19 protein-coding genes are annotated in these 20,558 nt (G+C 39.1%); 9 read left to right on the forward strand and 10 right to left on the reverse strand.

Annotation, left to right across the window (positions count from 1 at the left end; genetic code table 11):
- On the reverse strand, positions 1 to 1,359 hold a 1,359-nt coding region (locus tag EA365_16105; protein TVQ42021.1), incomplete at its 3' end, for a serine/threonine protein kinase.
- Positions 1,360 to 1,628: 269 nt separating this feature from the next.
- Here EA365_16105 and EA365_16110 point away from each other — a divergent pair.
- Entirely contained in the window at positions 1,629 to 2,249 is a 621-nt protein-coding gene (locus EA365_16110) for a spore germination protein (protein ID TVQ42022.1), read from the forward strand.
- Between the two features lie 44 nt (positions 2,250 to 2,293).
- On the opposite strand, the gene accB is transcribed toward EA365_16110, so the two are convergent.
- Positions 2,294 to 2,758, reverse strand: a complete 465-nt coding sequence (accB, locus tag EA365_16115) for an acetyl-CoA carboxylase biotin carboxyl carrier protein (protein TVQ42023.1) — start codon at positions 2,756 to 2,758, stop codon at positions 2,294 to 2,296.
- An 84-nt stretch (positions 2,759 to 2,842) separates the two neighbouring features.
- Entirely contained in the window at positions 2,843 to 3,400 is a 558-nt protein-coding gene (gene efp / locus EA365_16120; protein ID TVQ42024.1) for an elongation factor P, read from the reverse strand.
- A gap of 109 nt (positions 3,401 to 3,509) precedes the next feature.
- Here efp and EA365_16125 point away from each other — a divergent pair, with 109 nt between their 5' ends.
- Positions 3,510 to 4,385 carry a 3'(2'),5'-bisphosphate nucleotidase CysQ gene (locus tag EA365_16125; GenBank protein TVQ42044.1) on the forward strand — a complete coding sequence of 292 codons (876 nt, stop codon included), beginning with the start codon at positions 3,510 to 3,512 and terminating at the stop codon, positions 4,383 to 4,385.
- Here EA365_16125 and EA365_16130 read toward each other — a convergent pair.
- Complete coding sequence (locus EA365_16130) at positions 4,374 to 7,547, reverse strand: helicase (protein ID TVQ42025.1); 3,174 nt, start codon at positions 7,545 to 7,547, stop codon at positions 4,374 to 4,376. The two genes, EA365_16125 and EA365_16130, sit on opposite strands and share 12 nt — an antisense overlap.
- A gap of 57 nt (positions 7,548 to 7,604) precedes the next feature.
- Positions 7,605 to 8,210: a VWA domain-containing protein gene (locus tag EA365_16135; protein ID TVQ42045.1), complete on the reverse strand. Its 606-nt coding sequence runs from the start codon at positions 8,208 to 8,210 to the stop codon at positions 7,605 to 7,607.
- Between the two features lie 192 nt (positions 8,211 to 8,402).
- Between EA365_16135 and EA365_16140 the strand changes: the two genes are divergently transcribed.
- The 3 genes from EA365_16140 (at position 8,403) to EA365_16150 (ending at position 12,713) form a co-directional block, all read left to right on the forward strand.
- A complete protein-coding gene (locus EA365_16140; protein TVQ42026.1) occupies positions 8,403 to 9,680 on the forward strand; it encodes an adenosylhomocysteinase in 1,278 nt (425 codons plus the stop codon).
- 70 nt (positions 9,681 to 9,750) lie between these two features.
- The gene (locus tag EA365_16145; protein ID TVQ42027.1) at positions 9,751 to 10,365 is read left to right on the forward strand and encodes an exopolysaccharide biosynthesis protein; all 615 of its coding nucleotides are present in this window, start codon (positions 9,751 to 9,753) and stop codon (positions 10,363 to 10,365) included.
- Between the two features lie 8 nt (positions 10,366 to 10,373).
- Positions 10,374 to 12,713 carry a DNA/RNA helicase gene (locus EA365_16150; protein ID TVQ42046.1) on the forward strand — a complete coding sequence of 780 codons (2,340 nt, stop codon included), beginning with the start codon at positions 10,374 to 10,376 and terminating at the stop codon, positions 12,711 to 12,713.
- Positions 12,714 to 12,858: 145 nt separating this feature from the next.
- Here EA365_16150 and EA365_16155 read toward each other — a convergent pair whose 3' ends face one another.
- Positions 12,859 to 13,824, reverse strand: coding sequence for a sirohydrochlorin chelatase (locus EA365_16155; GenBank protein TVQ42028.1), 966 nt, complete (start codon positions 13,822 to 13,824; stop codon positions 12,859 to 12,861).
- A 94-nt stretch (positions 13,825 to 13,918) separates the two neighbouring features.
- Here EA365_16155 and EA365_16160 point away from each other — a divergent pair, with 94 nt between their 5' ends.
- Together EA365_16160 and ruvA are read left to right on the forward strand one after the other, a co-directional pair.
- Positions 13,919 to 15,232, forward strand: coding sequence for a DUF58 domain-containing protein (locus tag EA365_16160; GenBank protein ID TVQ42029.1), 1,314 nt, complete (start codon positions 13,919 to 13,921; stop codon positions 15,230 to 15,232).
- Between the two features lie 117 nt (positions 15,233 to 15,349).
- Positions 15,350 to 15,985: a Holliday junction branch migration protein RuvA gene (ruvA, locus tag EA365_16165; protein TVQ42030.1), complete on the forward strand. Its 636-nt coding sequence runs from the start codon at positions 15,350 to 15,352 to the stop codon at positions 15,983 to 15,985.
- On the opposite strand, the gene EA365_16170 is transcribed toward ruvA, so the two are convergent.
- On the reverse strand, positions 15,951 to 16,358 hold the full coding sequence (locus EA365_16170; GenBank protein ID TVQ42031.1) for a hypothetical protein: 408 nt from the start codon (positions 16,356 to 16,358) through the stop codon (positions 15,951 to 15,953). The genes ruvA and EA365_16170 overlap by 35 nt on opposite strands.
- Before the next feature lie 32 nt (positions 16,359 to 16,390).
- Between EA365_16170 and EA365_16175 the strand changes: the two genes are divergently transcribed.
- A complete protein-coding gene (locus tag EA365_16175; protein ID TVQ42032.1) occupies positions 16,391 to 17,467 on the forward strand; it encodes an ABC transporter substrate-binding protein in 1,077 nt (358 codons plus the stop codon).
- Between the two features lie 54 nt (positions 17,468 to 17,521).
- On the opposite strand, the gene EA365_16180 is transcribed toward EA365_16175, so the two are convergent.
- The gene (locus EA365_16180; protein ID TVQ42047.1) at positions 17,522 to 18,031 is read right to left on the reverse strand and encodes a pentapeptide repeat-containing protein; all 510 of its coding nucleotides are present in this window, start codon (positions 18,029 to 18,031) and stop codon (positions 17,522 to 17,524) included.
- Between the two features lie 18 nt (positions 18,032 to 18,049).
- Positions 18,050 to 18,415 (reverse strand): hypothetical protein, encoded by a 366-nt coding sequence (locus tag EA365_16185; GenBank protein ID TVQ42033.1) that lies wholly within the window; start codon positions 18,413 to 18,415, stop codon positions 18,050 to 18,052.
- A gap of 78 nt (positions 18,416 to 18,493) precedes the next feature.
- On the opposite strand from EA365_16185, the gene trpD reads away from it, so the two are divergent.
- Complete coding sequence (trpD, locus tag EA365_16190) at positions 18,494 to 19,525, forward strand: anthranilate phosphoribosyltransferase (GenBank protein TVQ42034.1); 1,032 nt, start codon at positions 18,494 to 18,496, stop codon at positions 19,523 to 19,525.
- A 4-nt stretch (positions 19,526 to 19,529) separates the two neighbouring features.
- Here trpD and hemB read toward each other — a convergent pair whose 3' ends face one another.
- Positions 19,530 to 20,510: a porphobilinogen synthase gene (hemB, locus tag EA365_16195; protein TVQ42035.1), complete on the reverse strand. Its 981-nt coding sequence runs from the start codon at positions 20,508 to 20,510 to the stop codon at positions 19,530 to 19,532.
- Between the last annotated feature and the right edge of the window lie 48 nt (positions 20,511 to 20,558).

The following is a 20,558-nucleotide window of genomic DNA, read 5'->3' on the forward strand; positions in this document are numbered from 1 at the left end:
ACTAGAATGACCTATTAGGGTACGTATTTCTTCTCCTGTTGCTATAGACCAAATTCTGATAGTTTTATCACTACTACAACTAGCTAAATAGCGACTGTCGGGACTATAATTTACTGAGTTAACCCAACCAGAATGACCCGTTAAGGTACATATTAATTTTCCCGTTTCTACTTCCCAAATTTTGATAGTTTTATCACTACTACCACTAGCTAAATAGTTACCGTCGGGACTATATACTACTGATTTAACAGAACTAGAATGACCTATTAGGGTACGTATTTCTTCTCCTGTTGCTATAGACCAAATTTTGATAGTATTATCATTACTACCACTAGCTAAAAAGTGCCCATCAGGACTATAATTTACTGAGTTAACCCAACTGAGCCAACCAGAATGACCTGTAAGAATTCTTTCTTTTTGTTTCATTATTACAGGTGTGGAGAGTTGGGATTGACTACCTATTGTTGCTAATAAATCTTCTCTAACTTCCCTCGCGTCTTGATAACGCTTCTTGAGGGATTCTTCTACCATTTTATCGATAATTTCTGCTAGTTTATTATCTATGGTAATATTTTTTTGTTGAAGATATTCTTTCCATGTCCATCTACTTTCATAGTCATCGTAGATTAAATCTGTTGTACCTGTGGGGAAACAACCTGTTAGTAAGCGAATACAAGTTACCCCTAAACTATAGATGTCACTGGCTTTAACTGGTCTGGCGTTCATTTGTTCACGAGACGCATAACCAGGAGTATAGATAGAGGTTAACACACTTGGATCTGTGGTGGTTTTGACTCTGACTGCTCCAAAATCGATTAACATTAATTGGTTATCACTACGACGACGCATAATGTTTTCTGGTTTGATGTCGCGGTGAAGAATATCTTGACTTTGGATGTATTCTAAAACTGCTAATATTTGCAGGAGTATTTCCCTGATTTGGGTTTCGTTAAAATTCCCTAAACGTTCAACTTCTGTGAGGAGGTTTTCTCCTGGGATAAATTCTTGAATCAGGTAAAAGTTATTATCTTTGCTAAAGTAACGATAGACTTGGGGAATCTGTGGATGAGAGAGTTTAGATAGTTGTTCTGCTTCTCTAGTAAACAGTTCGAGGATTTTAGGGTTATTACCTTCACTACTGAGTAGTTTTTTAATAACCACTTTCTTATTGAATAATTCTGTATCTTCAGCTAGATAAGTACGTCCAAATCCTCCCTCTCCGAGTAGTTTAATGATGCGATAATGGTCAAAGTCATAACTCTGGCTACTTTCGGCTAATTTGCTACCACAACCATGACAGAATTTATTGGTATCAGGGTTGTCTGGTTTTGCACAAGCGGGATTCAGACAAAAAGACATAGGTCTGTTTTTTAACTCTATGATTACAATTATAAGCTAAAACAGAATAAGGCACTTATGGAAATGAAGAATTAAGAATGAGGTAAGAGATGCACTCAGGAAAAAGTAGTATTTTATATATAAAATAACTCCAAAACCCTAACAGCTAAAACCTAAAACCTAAAACCTACCTCAACCAGTAACTTTTGTCAAAAATCAAAGATCTAAGTCTAGTCTCGTTTAAACTTAAGGATAAAATAAACTTAATTTGATAGGGAGTTAATTTTATTATGGGTCATACTAAAAAAAAGAATAGTAGTTCTCTAGGTGTGATTATCGGGGTATCTACAGCTTTAATCGCTATCGGTGGTGTAGCTTCTTGGTGGGCTTTTAAATCCATGGAGGTTAAGGTAGTAGAACCTATAGATAAGCCACCACATACGGTAGTTGAACCGTCTCAGACTACTAAAACGGTAGAAGTTTATTGGTTGGATAGTAATGCTAATGATTTAGAGTTAGTAGCTACTCCCATTACCTTCGAGGTAGAAGAGTCAGCAACATCTGAACAAATCCTGACAACTGGTTTAGAGATGTTATTAGCAGGACCTGGAACAGGTAATTATACTACTACGATTCCCCAGACCACCCAATTATTGAATTTGAGTATTAAAGAAGACGGTATTCATTTAAACTTATCCAAAGATTTTACTACAGGTGGTGGTAGTGCGGATATGATTGCGCGTTTAGGACAGATTATTTATACTTCTACCACTTTAGATCCTCATGCTGGTGTGTGGATAGAGGTTGAAGGACAACCTTTAGAGTTACTAGGTGGAGAAGGATTAATGATTGGTCAACCGATGACGCGTCAAGATTTTGAGGAGAATTTTGCCCTAGAAGCAACGAATTAAAAAAAGTATGGTCCTAACCTAACAGCAGTTAGGACAAAAATAGGTTAGTCTGGTTTGATCCACATTAAGACTGCGCCGTATTCTACAGGTTGTCCATTTTCTGCGACAATCTCCATTACTTGTCCTGCTATTTCTGACTCAATCTCGTTCATTAATTTCATCGCTTCGATAATACAAACACTTTGACCAACGCTAATGCGATCGCCTATTTCTACATAAGAAGGTTCTCCAGGAGCGGGAGCGCGGTAAAATGTACCTACCATAGGACAAGTAATCGCCACTAAGTTTTTATCTACTGGAGAGCTTACAGAAGATTCTGACGTGCTCACAGATGGTGTTGGTATTAAAGGTGTTGACTGAATCGTTTCTACGACGTTGTTAACCGCTATTGGGGATAACCCCTGACGGACATTCAACTCAAAATCTTTGCTTTTGAGGTTAAGTTCAGTGATGTTAGTTTGCGCGATCGCGCTCAATAATTCACGTAGCTGTTGATAATCTATTGACACTAGTCATATATCCTCTTTCATTGTGCAGAAGTGAATTGTCAGGATAAACTGACAATCAACCCCTTACTATATTTTACCTATCGTTTATTCTCTACCTAGATATGTATCAGTACGAGTATCAATTTTAATGCGTTCACCTATAGAAATAAATAGAGGAACCATTACTTGAGCACCTGTTTCTACGATAGCGGGTTTAGTTCCACCTGTAGCGGTATCTCCTTTAACTCCTGGATCTGTTTCGGTGACAGCTAGTACTACTGACATAGGTAATTCTACCTCTAGTATTTGACCATTCCAAAACAAGACGTTGACTTCCATACCCTCATGGATATACTTAACGCGATCGCCGATTTGGGAAGCATTAAGAGAAGTCTCTTCAAAACTCTCCATATCCATAAAAACGTATTGTTCTGCGTCTTTATAGGTATGTTGCATAGTGCGTTTTTCGATAGTAGCTTGAGGAACAGTTTCCCCAGCGCGAAAAGTGCGTTCAACCACGTTTCCTGATTGGACATTTTTTAATTTAGTACGGACGAAAGCTGAACCTTTACCGGGTTTAACGTGAAGGAACTCCACCACGCGCCACACAGATCCATCTAATTCTATGGTTACACCAGGGCGAAAATCGTTACTAGAAATCATGAAATTCTCATCACAGGCTCACAGACAAGATATTATTTTACCCGATGATAGACAGAATCGCTCTGGTATTTTTCTGTTTTTGAACCATTTACTCTTAAAATGCTTATTGATGTTGATTAAATTATTAATTGTGGATACAGCTAAACTAGAAGAAATTTTAAACTTAACTCGTTCGGTGGCTTGGGGAGCTAGCGATATACTGCGCAAATATTATAGGGGTGCTGTGCTTGAAGATCAATCTGTTGGGAAAGACGGACCTGTAACCGCAGCCGATTTGGCTTGTAATCATTACATTTTAGCAAGTTTACAAACAGCCTTACAGAGTGAAGAATTCGGTTATTTAAGTGAAGAAACCTATAAAAAAGGGGAAATCTTTACACAACCCTACGTCTGGATTATTGACCCTTTAGATGGGACAAGAGATTTTCTAGACAAAACAGGAGAATACGCGATTCATATCGCTTTAACCAGTAAAGGAAGACCTATCTTAGCAGTAGTAGCGATTCCCGAAGCCGAGAAAATCTATTATGCGGTCAAAAATCAAGGAACTTATGTAGAAACCAGAGACGGAACAACAACTAAAGTGCAAGTAAGCGATCGCCAATCTCTAGAATCCTTATATTTAGTGGTCAGTCGTACTCATAGAGACGAAAGATTTCAAAAACTCATTGATCAACTACCTTGGGGAGGACGTAATTATGTAGGTAGCGTTGGCAAAAAAATTGCCACCATTTTAGAACAAGATTCCGATGTATATATTTCCCTATCAGGAAAATCAGCGCCAAAAGATTGGGATTTTGCCGCACCAGAGTTAATTTTAACCGAAGCAGGAGGTAAAGTAACTTATTTTGATGGTTCACCCCTCACCTATAACAAAGGAGACGCTAATCAGTGGGGGGGAATTATGGCTAGTAATGGTCACATACATGAGCAATTATGTACAGAATCCACCAAAACTTTAGCAATTATTGACTCAAATTCCTGAGACGAGGTTTTTAGGAACTAAATAAGTAATAGCCAGAGGGAAGAGACGAGGAGTAGGATCAGCGAATTTAGAGCGAATTAGGCTAGTTTCCTGTTCAATTTCAAGAGGAATATTGGCTAATCTCTGCATTAAACGAAAGCGATTACGCTCAAACTCTTCTTTCTCAATTGGTGTAAACAACTCCAACTGTTGGGGTTGACTAGAAGACTGCATCTGTTGAGTAATACTATTTTGTAGTTCGGTGAGAATCTTTGTAATATGATTAACTTCTTTCTCACATTGTTGAGAGAGGGCTTTTTCTACAGAAGTAACGCGATCGCTCATTCTTTTTGCCAAACCACGACGAAGAGGCTCATAATAGAGATCCCAAAGACTAGCTAACCTGTGTTGTAAATCAGTAGGTAAAGGTTCAAAAGAAGCAGCAGCTAAGATTTGTTTAATTTTCTCTACACCCAAAGCATTATATTTACCCTCTTTAAGTAAACCACCCGCGGTAATAACTTCTTCATGGAGACGTTGATGATTGCTACCCAAAATCAATAACCTTCCATAAACAATAACCACAGGAAACTCAATCACACCAGTAGGTACTAATCTTCCCGAGACACGAGATAACTTATAACTAGAATCAAGATTATCTTGTCTTGACCACATTTCTGTACGCAGGAGTTTAATACACATTTGTACCAATTTGTGATTAAGATGGATTAAGACGACATCATCTCTTCCTCTAGCTACATCAGGATCAAAAACGATAGGTCGCATTACTCCTGTGTGAGGATGAGCCAAACCCTCATTAACCACAGTCCAACTCCCCTTAAGATGGGGTAAAATATAGACACCTGGTTGTTCTGGTCTAGGTTCTAAGGGTGGTTGATCGGCAAATTCTAGACCTACACTGACTACCGTCAAGATATTATCTGGAGTTATGCGCAGATTTTCGCGAGTTTCTTGTAATTGGTCTTTTAGTTGGGCGATTTGCTCGTTAATTTTCCGTTCAAACTTGAGTAAACTACGTATAGGTTCAGAATCTTTTTCTTCAAGACTAGTATCGAGAGAGATACGCTTTCCTAACATAGCGTCTTCTATTTGACTAGCGATCACAGGACCTACCTTACCCAAATCTTGACGAATACGGTTAACTTTAACTACCGCGCGCATTAAAAACTCTAAATCTCCCTCTAAATTGCCAGGGTTGCGAACTGAATTAGTTAAAGAGTAGTTTTCACCGACAAAATGATAGATATTAACTTGTTGAGCTTTTTGTCCATGTCTATCGATACGTCCATTACGTTGTTCTAAACGATTAGGATTCCAGGGTATCTCATAATGGATTAAATTAGCACAATAATTTTGTAAATCTAAGCCTTCAGAAGCAGCGTCTGTAGCTAGAAGTATGCGTACCTGAGAAATAGTCGGATTAGCTTGAAACGCAGCTTTAATCCTTTCTCTTTCTTGAGAGTTCATCCCACCATAAAGAATCATCAAGCGGTCTTCTGTCGCTAAACCCTGATTGACTAAGATTTCATAAAGCCATTTTTGAGTAGTGCGATATTCAGTAAAGATAATAACCCGTTGGTCATTCCACTGATGATCTGGGGTTTTTAGGTGAGTATGAATCCAGTTTAGTAATTGTTGAGCTTTCGTATCTGGTTGTTGAGATGCTGTTTTAGCCCAAGTCAGGAGAAGATTAAGAAGGTTATCTTCTTGAGGGGTTAATTGACGAAATAAACAAGAAGTAGAAGCTATCACATCTGATGTACAAGTTTCCGAGACTTCATCATCGGCGAATTCTTCCTGGAGTTGTTCTAATTTTGTGCGTAAAATACCCAAAGTTGGTTTAGCCAAATAACGTCGTTTCGACTGATTACCATCCTCTTGAAGAGTTAAGAGATGTTTTTCGATAGTAGTTAAAAAAGCCGCGGGAGAAGAGAAGAGACGCTTTTTGAGTAATTTCAGGACAAATTCTGTAGCGGTAGCTTCTACGGGATCATCTAAATCCCGTTGTCGCAATTTAGTATATTCTACTAACCAACTATGGGCTTGTTGTTCCTCATCAGTATAAGCTACAGCCAAAGACTCTAAACAGCGTTTAGGGAAACGAGGTGTACCATCCCATTTAGGGGGTAAATCCTCCTTCAAACGACGAATCATGATTTGGTGGAGTTGATTTTTATCGGGGTTGATACCTCTAGCGAAACGTTGAGAGTCTAGTAATTCTAGTAAAGCGGTGAAACTATCGGGATAACCATTATGAGGAGTAGCAGTCAGGAATAACTTATGTTCAAAGTGGGGAACTAAACTACGAATAGCGGTAGTTCGTTGAGATTCAATACTATAATTACCACCCCCACTCGGGGCGATATTATGGGCTTCATCTACGATTAAGAGGTCAAAACGTCGCGGGTAGATAGACTCTTCACCTTGAGGTAAAGACTGTTGAATCTGACGCAAAGGGCGATCGCGTTTGATGTAGTCTATACTAGTGATTAAGCGAGGAAAATACCCCCAAGGGTTAACATGAATCCCGCGCCTACGTCTTAACCATTTCATGAAATCATTGTTAACGATGCGGAATTCTAGACCGAATTTATCCCGCATTTGTTCTTGCCACTGAATTTGTAGTGCTGAAGGACAAAAGATAAAAATTGAGCGAACTTGTTGACGGATAGTTAATTCTTGGGCGACTAACCCTGCTTCGATGGTTTTACCCAAACCCACATCATCAGCAATGAGTAGGTTAACCCGTGGCATTTGAATCGCGCGAATCACGGGATCTAATTGATAATCTTCAATATCTATACCACTGCGGAAAGGTGATTGAACGTTACGAGAATCAGTACTACAAGCAGTACCCCACCGCACCGCGTCTAAAAAAGCTTCCAGTTTTTCTGGTGCATCAAAACTATTAGGTTGGGGAAATTCTCGAACAGCGTAAACCCTAGCTGCGGTTTCTATCTCCCAAAATACTTGTAATTCTCTTCCGAGGACTTCATCTTCAATACAAACAAGACTAACTAGATGTCTTCCTCTGCCTAATTTCTTACCCGGATAATCGTCAGGGATACTAGTATAAGCTATGTCGGTGACTGTATATCTTAATCCCCGCACTTGTACTATTTGTCCAGGTTCAGGTAAAGTGTTAATTTGAGCAATATTCATGATAAACACAAAAGAATTAACAATGATGTGGTGCGTGTTGACCACACCACTATTATTTTAATCTTGAATTGCGTTTAGTAGTACTTCACTTAGGGTTAAATCTTCCATATCATCTACAGTCAGGGTATCGACGATATCAAATTTAGCCCCAGCTGCTTCTAACTGATCGTCTAAAGCTTTGAGAAATTGTGTCGCTAGATTGTCTTTTCCTACTTGAATCAGAGACAGGGCTAGTTCTTCGTCTCTATCTAAGCGACGAGAAGCTTCAATAATCAGACGCATAACCGCTTTGCGATCGTCTGGTTCACCGTCAGTAATGACTAAGATTGTCTCTCCACCTGCTTTAGCTTGACCTGCTGCTTTCCTTTGAAAGTAATTATCTAGAGCATCTTGTAATACTCCTGCTAAATCAGTACGTCCCATTGGTTCATTTTCTTGGAAAACTTGAGCTACTTTGGCTGAAGTTACATTATCATATCTTCTAAATCTACCTGAAAAAAGATAGACTGTAATCCCATCGGGATCTAGTTCTTCACATTTTCTAGCTAAAGCTAGGGTTGACTCTTGGACAATATTCCAACGAGTTTTTCCCCCTAGTTGGTCTGTGGTGGACATACTACCACTTTTGTCAATAATCAGAGTATAATCGCGATCTTGCAAAATACTACCTCCTTCGACCATGATTCTAACCTCGGTGACTTTGGTTTTCCCTTAGTCTAAAATTAAATATCTCTTAGTTCCCAAAAATACTGATTTTGATCACAATCTCTGACTAATTTAAAATTTTTCCTTGCTTTTTTGCTAAAAAATGTTAAGTTAGTTAAATTATTAACAATGTCTATAGGATAAAACTGCATGGTAGCTGCTCCAAGTACAATTAAATACGAAGTCAAAGACTTATCTCTAGCTTCTAAAGGAAAACAAAGAATAGAATGGGCAGGCAGAGAAATGCCCGTACTTAAACAAATTAAAGAACGTTTTGCTCAAGAAAAGCCTTTAGCTGGTATCCGTTTGAGTGCTTGTTGTCACGTTACTACCGAAACAGCACATTTAGCGATCGCCCTTAAAGCAGCAGGCGCAGACGCTATTCTGATTGCTAGTAACCCTCTCTCTACTCAAGACGATGTAGCAGCATCTCTAGTGGCTGATTACGGTATCTCAGTATTTGCCATCAAAGGTGAAGACAATGAAACCTATCACCGTCACGTCCAAATCGCTTTAGATCATCGTCCTAATATTATTATTGATGATGGTGGAGACGTAACCGCTACCCTAATTCAGGAACGTCAAAACCAAATTGGTGATCTAATCGGAACTACCGAAGAAACAACAACAGGTATTATTCGTTTACTAGCTATGTTCAGAGATGGGGTACTTACTTTCCCTGCGATGAACGTTAACGACGCAGATACAAAACACTTCTTTGATAATCGTTATGGGACTGGTCAATCCACTCTCGATGGTGTGATCAGAGCAACCAACGTACTCTTAGCTGGTAAAACCGTAGTAGTCGCTGGTTATGGCTGGTGTGGTAAGGGTGTAGCTATGCGTGCTCATGGATTAGGAGCTAACGTTATCATTACCGAAATTAACCCCGTTCGCGCTATCGAAGCTGCTATGGATGGTTTCAAAGTTATGCCCATGGATCAAGCGGCAACTTTAGGCGACTTATTCGTAACGGTAACAGGTAACAAACACGTAATCCGTTCCGAACACTTTGATATTATGAAAGACGGCGCCATGGTTTGTAACTCTGGTCACTTTGATATCGAAATCGACCTCAAATCCCTCGGGGAAAAAGCAACGGAAGTCAAAGAAGTACGCAACTTCACCCAAGAATACCGTCTCAAGAGTGGTAAATCCGTGATCGTCTTAGGGGAAGGACGTTTAATTAACCTCGCCGCGGCTGAAGGTCATCCTAGCGCGGTTATGGATATGAGTTTTGCTAACCAAGCTTTAGCAACTGAATATCTAGTAGTAAACAAAGGTAAACTAGAACCAGGTGTTTACTCTATCCCCACTGAAATAGACCAAGAAATTGCTCGTCTCAAACTGCAAGCTATGGGAATTGCGATCGACAGTCTGACTTCAGAACAGATAGAATATATTAACTCCTGGACTTCAGGAACTTAATTATCATTTTAGTTGCATAACTAATCTAGTCTTCCCCCCCAATAGGGGGGTTTTGATTTGTATATTAATCATGGCTAAACTTTCTGTAGAGTTAGAACGATATTTTTTTCAAGAAGATAGAGACTCTCAAGTAACCCTAGTAGAATTGTTAAAATTAGCAGGAGAGAGAGTCTTTGGCTTTTTATTAGTAATTCTGTCTTTACCCTCGGCTTTACCTGTACCAGCGCCAGGATATTCTATCCCTTTTGGTATTTTAATGTTTCTCTTGGCGATACAGTTAATTATGGGGCGTAAGATTCCTTGGTTACCCCAAAGGATGAAAAAAGCTTCTGTTAAGTTAAAAACAGCCCAAAACTTCGTTAAAGCGGGGTTACCCTGGTTGCGGAGAATCGAAGGGATTACTCGTCCTCGTTTTGCTTATATTTGTAACAGTTTCCCTGGAAGGTTAGTAATTGGAGTGGCGATCGCCCTAATGTCTATCTTCATGATGATACCGATTCCTGGGACAAATACTTTACCTGCTATAGGTATTTTTGTAACGGCTTTTGGACTACAGGAAGATGATGGTTTAATTAGTCTGAGTGGATTAGTGGTTTGCGTGATAGCTGCTGTTTTAGTTACAGCGATTATTTTTACAGGTGTTAATATCTTAGATTATCTTAAAGATTGGTTAGTTTCCCGTTGAGTCAATTTATCACTACCGAAGTCAATCAGACAGAGGTAAACCAAGCAGAATATATTGTTTGGCGTCGAGTAGAAACGGCTTGGCAAAATAGAAATTGTCTAGCTTACTGGCGCTATCCCATTTTTACAGCTAAATCTCGCCGTGAACCAGATATTCTCATCGCTGATTTAAGTCTCGGTTTAGTCATTATCGAGGTAAAATCCCTCAAAATTGAACAGATTCACTCTATTAATGGACATCTTTGGCAATATCAAGACTTTTATACAGATTCGGGTAATCCCTATCAACAAGCAGAAAATCAACTTTTTGCCTTACTCCAGTATATAAACGCAGAACCGAGTTTAACTGCTAAAATCACAGCTAGAGTCATTATTGCTCTACCCATGGTTACACAACAATCCTGGATAGATAAGGGTTTCTCTCAACTCCCTAGCAATCCTCCGCTTCTTTTTCGAGAACATCTCCAACTAGGCTATAATCTACCTGAATATCTCGATAAAATCCCTCCAGTAGTTACAGGTAAACAACTAAATCTCTCGGACTGGCAATTATTAATCTCTATTCTCGCGGGAAAACCTGTTCTGACTCAGCCTGATTATCGTATTTTAAGTCACCCTGAAAGTCGCGGTCAAATTCTGGCTAAACTGAGAAAACTTTTTTTTACTTATGATAGTCAACAAGAACAAATCGCTAAGCAAATACCCCCGGGACCTCAACGTATTCGCGGTGTACCAGGATCGGGTAAAACTATCTTATTAACTCAAAAAGCAGCCCTGATGCACCTCAAACACCCCCAATGGGCGATCGCTTTAGTCTTCTTTTCCCGTAGTCTCTATAGCCAGATTATTGACCAAGTGGATCAATGGTTACGTTATTTTAGTGCTAATCAACAAGCTTACTCCCCTAATTCTTCTCTACAAATACTCCACGCTTGGAGTTTATATAAACTTCTTTGTCAACAAGCTAAGGTGCAACCTCTCAGGGTAAGTGATACAGAGAATCAGTCTCCTCAAGAATCCCTCGCTGAAGCTTGTGTACAACTTTTACAACAATCCTCTATTGCTCCTATTTTTGATGCTATTCTTATCGATGAAGCCCAGGATTTAATCTCTCAACATTGGCATTATCAACAGAAACAACCCTTTTATTGGCTAGTTTATCAAGCTTTACACCCTGTCAATTGCCTACATCCTCAACAACGACGTCTGATTTGGGCTGATGATCAATTACAAAGTCTTGGTAGCTTTCATTCACTGAGTGCGGGAGAATTACTGGGTAGAGAATTAGCACATCTAGTGACGGGAAGTTATCCTGGTGGGATTAATAAAACCGCAATAATGTCTCGCAGTTATCGCACTCCTCCACCTCTAACCACTTTAGCTTATGGTTTGGCTATGGGGTGGTTACGTCCCCAAGGTATGCTTACAGGTATGACTACTTTAGCAGAATGGGAGGCGATCGGTTATCGAGTTGAAGGTGATTTGATCCCTAATCATCAAGTTACCCTAACTTGTGAGCAGACTTCCCATCCTTTAGCCCAATTATGGCAACAACCTTTAATTGAGTTCGCTACTTATGCTAATCGTCAACAGGAATTAACCGCTTTAGCCGCTAAAATTATTCATAATCTCAGACAAGAGGGATTACGTCCTAGTCGTCAGATTTTAGTAATTATCTTGGGGGATTTTTTTAATGCGAGTAGTTTAGAAAGTTATGTCGCTAAATTTTTAACCCAACAAGGTATTGATATTTATCTTCCTGATGGTAATCAGTTTTGGTGCGAGGGTGCGGTAACCATTACTCGTATTCACCGCGCTAAAGGTAATGAGGCTGATTTGATATATTTAGTAGGATTGGATCATATTGCTCAAGCAGAAGATAATTTATCATTACGTAATCAGTTATTTGTAGCCATAACTCGTAGTAAAGCTTGGCTCAATCTTAGTGGTATAGGTTATTATCCTCTTTATCAAGAGGTGAGAGCTTTATTACAATCTCCAGATAAGATTAGTTTTACTTTTCGGTTACCGCAAAAACAAGAATTGAGTTTAACTACTGTAGCAGAGTTACGACGTAGATATGCTTTAGGCGATCGCCATTTTCCAAATATTAATCTTGCCGGAGCTAATTTACAGGGAATCTATCTGAGTAATGCTAATTTGATTGGTGCTAATCTTAGTTATGCTAATCTTCGCCATGGGCAATTAGATAATGCTAATTTAATCGCTGCTGATTTAACTGGTGCTGATTTAACTGGTGCTAATTTAACTAAAGCAAAGTTAATCGAAGCAAAATTAGTGGATACTATCTTAACCGATACGGATTTAACTAATACAGAAATGGGTTAAAATCGGTTAATGCTCAAGTCTGACAACAAACCTTAATGAAACAAGAATCTCCCGTTATAATGCGGTAGCATTTAGCGGGAGAGTGTCAACTTTATGCACTCCCCAATGAAGTCAGAAGCGACTAGCTCAGGCAGCTAGGAGTAGTTCACGGTGCTTGCCAGATTTTCTGATGGTAATCTGCTAAATTAGCGTAGGGATCAACCGCGGGATGATCGTGACTGTGACCATGATGATGATCATGATGGTGGTGATGATTATGGTTACTAATCGCACTGAGACGGAATTTACACATTTCACAGTTCATTTGCACTTGTCCGAGTTGGGTTTCTATCTCGCGATCGCGTAAAATCTTTAGTAAGGGAGGTTCAATCCCCATTTCAGGAAGACAATCAATTACGGTATCGGGATATTGTTGCTGTTGTTGGTTAGAGATAGCGAAAATTTTCTCAACCAAGACACCTGTAAAGAGAAAATAGGGTAAAACGATAATACGTCGAGGTTGATAGAGACGCGCGCGTTGAAAACCTACTTCTAAGCGAGGATGAGTAATACCGATAAAGCAAACTTCTACGTTTTGGTAATTACTTCCTTCCCAGATAATTCTAGCTAATTTATAGACATCCCCATTAGCATCGGGATCACTCGAACCTCTTCCCACAAAAAGTAATACGGTTTCTGAGCGCGGAATCTGTTGGGGATTATGTTCTGGTAAATCTAGTTGGGCTAAACGTTCTTGCCATAACTTAATAATTTCTGGAGTAATACCGAAATGACGGCCATAATGAAATTTAAGTTCGGGATGATCCCCACGAGTTCGATCTAATTCATTAGTAACGTCAAACTTGTTATGTCTAGCAGCAAACAAAAGAATAGGTAAAACAGAGATTTCCGTATATCCTTGAGCTAGACATTCAGCGACACCATCAGCGATCGTCGGACTAGTTAATTCTAGAAAACAAGGAATAACAGGTCTAGAATCGTCGAGTTCATGATAGACTCTAGCAAAGTCTAGAAACGCTTGGCGTCCCCCTGTATTTTTAGTCCCATGACCAACAAGTAATAAAGGACGTTGGAGAGGTAGAGATTCTAGTTCAAGAGAAGACAATGACATTAAGTAAATTACTCCTAGAGTAAACTGTCTATGTATTCTAATCAATCTTAGTTAAATAAGAAATCCTAGGGTAGGGGATTTTAAGCAGATTACTATGTTAATACCAGCACAACGTCTCTATTTATTATTAGGGGTAATCAGCATCATTTCCCTCGGGTTAAGGGGTTTAATTGGTCCTCAAACGAGTCTAGGGGTGATGTTAGGGTTAGATGCAATAATTTTATTAATAGCGATCGTCGATGGTTGGAGAACCAAAAAAAGCGATCTTAACGTTATCAGAAATACTCCGGAACATTTATCCATTGGTCGAGATAACCCAATTACTCTAACTGTAGAATCAAAAAGCCCAAGAAAGGAACAAATCCAGATTAGTGACGGTTATCCTAGAGAGTTTCAGGTTAATATTACTGAGTTTCAACTAGAATTAGAGCCCTCTCAAAGTCAAGAACTAATTTACACTATTCATCCTTTACGTCGGGGTGAATTTTATTTAGAAAATATCCAAATCAGACAATTAAGTCCGTGGGGTTTAATGTGGAGGGATTTCCCAATTCTGGCTAAACGTCCCCTACTGGTGTATCCTGATTTAATTGGTTTAAGGGAATTAACGATTAAATTAACTAGACAAAACAGTGGAACGATGCGTCAAGCTAAACGCTTAGGAAGGGGTACAGACTTTGCTGAGTTAAGAGAATATTCTCAAGGTGATGATAGTCGTTTAATTGACCACAAAGCTACAGCTAGACGTAGTGTTCCCATCGTTAAAATACTCGAACCAGAACAAGAACAAACCCTAATTATCTTACTAGATAGAGGGAGACTAATGACAGCACAAATAGAGGGAATGACACGATTTGATTGGGGGTTAAACGCTACCTTATCTCTAGCTTTAGCTGGTTTACATAGAGGCGATCGCGTGGGAGTAGGTGTCTTCGATCGTCAAGTAGTCACCTGGATACCTCCGAGTCGTAACCAACAACAACTATCTATTCTGATTGAATCTCTTTCCCGTATCCAACCAGTTTTATTAGAATCTGACTATACAGGGACTATATCTCAACTATTAAAACAACAAACACGTAGAGCATTAGTTGTTATCTTAACCGATTGGATAGACGTTACCGCATCTGGTGAACTTTTACATACCATGATTAGTCTGAGTAGTCGTTATTTACCCTTTTGTGTAGCGATTAAAGACCCAATTATTGATATAATTGCCCAAAAATCGACAGAAAACCTAACTGAAGCCTATACTCAGGCAGTAGCTTTAAATTTATTAAAAGAACGTCAATTAGCTATTAATATCTTAAAACAGAAAGGAGTATTCGTCCTCGATGCTTGTGCTAATCAAATTAAGACAGAATTAGTCGATCGCTATCTTCAACTCAAAGACGCTAACCGTATTTAATAGGTGTTAGGTATTATTATTCCTATATATTATACTTTATTGTGCGTGAGTGCCTTTTCCCTTTTGCCTCATTCGCGCATTCTTCATTTCCCTATTCCCTTTTCCCTCAAATTAACAATGTTTAGTTATCTCAAAGGTCAAATTGTCTCCATTACTAGAACTAGCAATAATCGAGTTATGCTAATTCTAGAAGTAAATGGTATTGGTTATGAAATTCAGGTTACCCCTAGTTTAGCAAAAAACTATCATAATCACCCTGAGCATAATGTACAAATTTTTACTCATTATCAACTCAGGGAAGATCAAGGAATACTCTATGGTTTTATTTCCCTCCCTGAAAGAGACTTATTTCGTCAGCTTATCAGTGTAACTGGAATTGGTGCACAATCAGCTTTAACCCTGATCGATACTTTAGGATTAGAAACATTAGTAACAGCTATTATTACTGGTAATAGTCAAGTTTTAACCAAAACTCCAGGAATAGGTGCAAAAACTGCAGCTAGACTCTCTCTAGAATTAAAAAGCAAGCTTAAACAATGGTATAAATCCGTGACAATTGCTTCTCTCCCGATACAGACAACAGATACCCTAGCAATTATCGAAGACCTAGAACTAACACTATTAACTCTAGGTTATACTGAAGTTGAAATCGAGACAACTATCTTGAAATTAACTCAAGACAGTCAACTCAATCAAAATCCTCAAGTAGAAGATTGGCTCAGAGGGGCGATCGCTCTTCTGAGTGAGTCTTAGCTTGAAGAAAATCTTTAAAACTCAATAATGTTAAGGTTTGACCCAAATTTAAGGGTAATAAAGAGACTCCCTCTACACAAGACTGTAACCAACCATCCCCCCATAACCATTCGTGATAACCATCGATACCCTGGTACAATAAAAACCGTAAAGAGTTGTTACCGACAGTCTCAACCTCATAACCTACCTTAATCAAGCCTAAATTAGTCGTAAAATTCAATCCTGGAGTAAATGTCTCTGGTAATCCCGCAGAAAAACCAGCAAACCAAAACCACTCCCGTAATTTTCTCGGATGGATGAGATAATCTCGAATCAGTTGACTAGAAGCGTTTACTTCTATACGTAGTTGACTAGTTTGAAATTTGCCTAACATAGCTATTAAGATTAATCTTGATTTATTTCTCTATGCTAAATCATCGTCAGCTCAAAATAAGTTTAATTACATTAGTAACCCTATTGGTGGTTAACCCTATTGAAGTCCAAGCTAGAAAAATCAGGGTAGGTACAGCGGGATCTCCCCCTTTTATATTTAATCAAGAGCACCACATTCCCGAAGGTATTAGCGTAGATATTTGGTCTGAAATCGCTACGGCAGAAAACCTCGATTATGAGTTAATTCCCCAACCTAATGTTAGAGCAGGTATAGAAGCTTTAATCCGTGGTGATTTAGATATTCTAATCGGTCCGCTAAGTATCACCGAAGAAAGATTAAAAGTTGTCCAATTTACCCAGCCTTATTATGCTAGTGAGATAGGTTTATTAGTTCCTACTGAAGCTACTGTCTGGAATCTAGTTAGACCATTTTTTCGGATAGCTTTTATTTCTTCTATTGCTGTTTTAATTCTCTTGTTATTTGGGGTAGGTAATCTTTTATGGCTAGCGGAAAAACGTCGTAATCCTATACAGTTTCCTGAAAAATATCTTCCTGGTGTTAGTAGTGGTATGTGGTTTGCTTTAGTAACTTTAACTACTGTAGGTTACGGTGATAAAGCACCTATTACTAAAACTGGTAAATTTATCGCCTCAGCTTGGATGTTGATTAGTATGGTAACCGCTTCTTCTTTAACCGCCGGTTTAGCTACTGCTTTAACTATTGCCTTATCCCAACAAACTACCTCAGAATTTAACAACCCAGGGGATTTATTTGGTCAAAGAATTGCTGTTGTCGAAGGTACAACAAGTGCCCAATGGGGTGATTATTATCAAGCTAAATTAGTCAAAGCTGAAAATTTACACGAAGCGATAGAATTATTAGTACAAGGAAAAGTAAAAGGAGTTATTTTTGATGCTCCCGCAATTAGATATTATTTAACGCAAAATCCCGATTTAAATTTTACTTTAGCCAACTTTCCTTTAGCTAGAGAAAATTATGGTTTTGCTTTACCGATAGAAAGTAATAAAGTCCATGATTTAAATGTAATCATAGTAAGAATGGATCAAGAAGAAGAAATTGACCGTATTGTGGAGAGGTGGTTAGATTGACAGCGTAGGTTGTGTTAGCATAGCGTAACACAACTGTTGATAGTTTGAGAGTGACTATTTTTTAGTACAACCGAGAGATTGACGAGTATCTACACCAGTTTGACTATTAATACCGGAAGCGTAAGCACAGAGTTTATCGATTTGTTCACTATCTAAAACAGCATAACTAAAATCAGCACCCGTAATGTTGGCATTTTTAAAGGTAGAACGTAATAATAAAGCTTCTACCAAAATGGCGTCGCTTAAATCAGCGTTATCAAAACTAGTTAAATAAGCGATTCCTTGGCTAAAATCTACACCTTGAAGATTAGCTTCATTCAGAGTAACACTATTAAAAACTACTCCGATTAAATTAGCGTTGCGGAAATTAGAGCCTTGAAGTTTTACTTTAGCAAATTCTGCGGTTTGTAAATTTTGGTTAGTAAAATCTTGACCCCGAAGATCGAGATTATCAAATTTTAAATTATCGGGTAATTTATCTATAGCTAAACTAGGAGTAGCACTCACTCCTAATCCTAGCAATAATAAACCTAAAATCAGCAGTCTTGATATTTTACTTGTGATGGACATAATCAGATTTGCTTAAAAAGTCACTTTTGATTGTAACCAATCGGTGATCAATTCTGGACAATTATTTTTAAACCAACGATAACCCCAGAAGCGAAAAGCGGGTTTAGTCATAGTGGCGATCGCTTTAGCGAGACGATTAAGGGGACGAAAAGGGACTTTTTTATTAATCAGATTAGCAGATCCGACGTCATAGAGACATTCGAGAATTAATTTGACTGTGGCTTCTTCCCGAGTAAAGAGATTCTCTAGAATCAGGGTAACATCCCGCATCCGTTGTTCTTGTCGTTGTTTTTCAGCAAGACGTTCTATTTCGTAACGATCTTCTTGAGCAAGTTTAACGACTTTGACGGGTTGTTCTGTATATTTAACCATACTCATTGGCGGTATCTTAATCTTTTTTATTATTATTCTTTCTTAATGTATAGTGAACTTTGAACATTGGCAATTGTAATTAATATGGAAATCGACTGGTCCAATTTTCTCCAACAGATTTTAGCAAAACAATCCCTAGCAGAAACTCAAGCAGCTCAATTGATGGATGGGTGGTTAAAAGCTGAGATTCCCGATGTCTTATCAGGAGCTATTTTAGCAGCTCTCAACGCTAAGGGTTTTTCAGCTTCAGAGTTAGCGGGTATGGCTAGAGTCTTGCAAAAACAATCGGTACAAGCTAGAGTAATTAGTCATAATGAGCCTGTGATTGATACCTGTGGTACAGGAGGAGATGGAGCATCAACCTTTAATATCTCTACCGCGGTAGCTTTTGTGGTAGCAGCTAGCGGAATTAAGGTAGCTAAACACGGTAATCGCTCAGCTTCTAGTAAGGTAGGCTCAGCAGATGTTTTAGAATATTTAGGGGTTAATTTAACCGCACCTGGAGAGCGAGTAGAAGCAGCTTTAACAGAGGTGGGGATTACTTTTTTGTTTGCTCCTGGATGGCATCCGGCTTTAAAAAGCGTTGCACCTCTACGTAAAACTTTAAAAGTGCGCACGGTGTTTAATTTATTAGGACCTTTGGTGAATCCCCTACAACCTAATGGTCAAATAATTGGTGTTTATGATCCACAGTTTTTAGAGAGTATGGCGGGTGCTTTACAACTTTTGGGGATACCAAGAGCAATTGTGCTTCATGGCAGAGAAAAATTAGACGAAGTGGGTTTAGGTGCGCCTACTGATTTAGCTATTTTAGCTGATGGTGAAGTTAAATTAGAGGTAGTCAATCCCCTAGATTTGGGTATAACTCCTCAACCTTTAACCGCACTCAAAGGAGGAGATGTTCCAGAAAATGCTACTATTTTACAAAATGTACTCCTGGGTAAGGGTACTCCCGCACAAACAGACGCTGTAGCGATTAATGCTGCTTTAGCTTTGATTGTCGGGGGAATGTTTCCCCCTGGAGATTATCTACAGGGGTTAACTAAAGCACAAGAGGTACTCAGTAGTGGTGCAGCTTGGCTGAAATTACAAGAGTTAGGAGAATTTCTAGCTTAGGTGATTAAGATAGCCATCTGGCTGCGTCTTTAGCGTGGTAGGTGAGGATTAAATCAGCTCCCGCGCGTTTAAAGCTGGTTAGGGTTTCTAGGGTAATGGCTTTTTCGTCAACCCAACCATTGAGCGCTGCTGCTTTAATCAGGGAATATTCACCTGAGACGTTGTAGGCTGCTACGGGAAGGTTGGTTATTTCTTTGACTCTCCAGATGATGTCTAGATAAGCTAAGGCGGGTTTAACCATTAACATATCTGCACCTTCGCTGATGTCTAATTCTACTTCTTTGAGTGCTTCTCGCCCATTAGCAGGATCCATTTGATAGGTGCGGCGATCGCCGAATTGGGGGGAGGATTCTGCTGCGTCTCGAAATGGTCCATAGTAAGCAGAGGAGTATTTAGCTGCATAAGAGAGAATAGGTGTCTCAGTGAAACCTGCTTCATCTAAAGCTGTACGAATTGTGGTTACAAAACCATCCATCATTCCCGAAGGCGCAATAATATCAGCTCCCGCGCGAGCTTGAGAAACTGCGGTTTTTTTCAACAGTTCTAGGGTAGGATCGTTGAGGACTCTACCAGTTAAATCGCCAACTTCAAGATAACCACAATGACCGTGGGGTGTATATTCGCATAAACAGGTATCGGCTATCACGATTAAATCGGGAATCACTTCTTTAATGGCTGTGGCTGCTTTTTGCACTATACCATGATCGTGCCACGCTCCTTGGGCTTCTGTGTCTTTGACTTCGGGTATGCCAAATAAGATAACAGCAGGAATACCTAGGTCATATACTTCCTGAGCTTCGGTGACGATTTTATCTACAGAAAGTTGGTAAACTCCTGGCATTGATTTGACTTCTTTGGCTACTCCTTCTCCTGGAACAGCAAACAAAGGGTAAACTAAGTCATTGGTGGTAACTACGGTTTCGCGCACCATCCGACGTAGTTGAGGATGTTGACGCAAACGACGAGGACGATTAATCGGAAACATATTATTTGCATTTTAACAAGTCATTTCTTTAGTTTAGGGCGATGGCGA

The sequence above is a fragment of the Gloeocapsa sp. DLM2.Bin57 genome (assembly GCA_007693955.1).
Lineage (GTDB): Bacteria > Cyanobacteriota > Cyanobacteriia > Cyanobacteriales > Gloeocapsaceae > Gloeocapsa.

Coding starts and splice junctions, on each gene's coding strand:
- EA365_16155 (TVQ42028.1), bottom strand. CDS start 13,824: ATGTCATTGTCTTCTCTTGAACTAGAATCTCTACCTCTCCAACGTCCT.
- trpD (TVQ42034.1), top strand. CDS start 18,494: ATGGAAATCGACTGGTCCAATTTTCTCCAACAGATTTTAGCAAAACAA.
- ruvA (TVQ42030.1), top strand. CDS start 15,350: ATGTTTAGTTATCTCAAAGGTCAAATTGTCTCCATTACTAGAACTAGC.
- EA365_16185 (TVQ42033.1), bottom strand. CDS start 18,415: ATGAGTATGGTTAAATATACAGAACAACCCGTCAAAGTCGTTAAACTT.
- EA365_16140 (TVQ42026.1), top strand. CDS start 8,403: ATGGTAGCTGCTCCAAGTACAATTAAATACGAAGTCAAAGACTTATCT.
- EA365_16130 (TVQ42025.1), bottom strand. CDS start 7,547: ATGAATATTGCTCAAATTAACACTTTACCTGAACCTGGACAAATAGTA.
- EA365_16170 (TVQ42031.1), bottom strand. CDS start 16,358: ATGTTAGGCAAATTTCAAACTAGTCAACTACGTATAGAAGTAAACGCT.
- EA365_16110 (TVQ42022.1), top strand. CDS start 1,629: ATGGGTCATACTAAAAAAAAGAATAGTAGTTCTCTAGGTGTGATTATC.
- EA365_16145 (TVQ42027.1), top strand. CDS start 9,751: ATGGCTAAACTTTCTGTAGAGTTAGAACGATATTTTTTTCAAGAAGAT.
- EA365_16175 (TVQ42032.1), top strand. CDS start 16,391: ATGCTAAATCATCGTCAGCTCAAAATAAGTTTAATTACATTAGTAACC.
- efp (TVQ42024.1), bottom strand. CDS start 3,400: ATGATTTCTAGTAACGATTTTCGCCCTGGTGTAACCATAGAATTAGAT.
- EA365_16160 (TVQ42029.1), top strand. CDS start 13,919: ATGTTAATACCAGCACAACGTCTCTATTTATTATTAGGGGTAATCAGC.
- EA365_16125 (TVQ42044.1), top strand. CDS start 3,510: ATGTTGATTAAATTATTAATTGTGGATACAGCTAAACTAGAAGAAATT.
- hemB (TVQ42035.1), bottom strand. CDS start 20,510: ATGTTTCCGATTAATCGTCCTCGTCGTTTGCGTCAACATCCTCAACTA.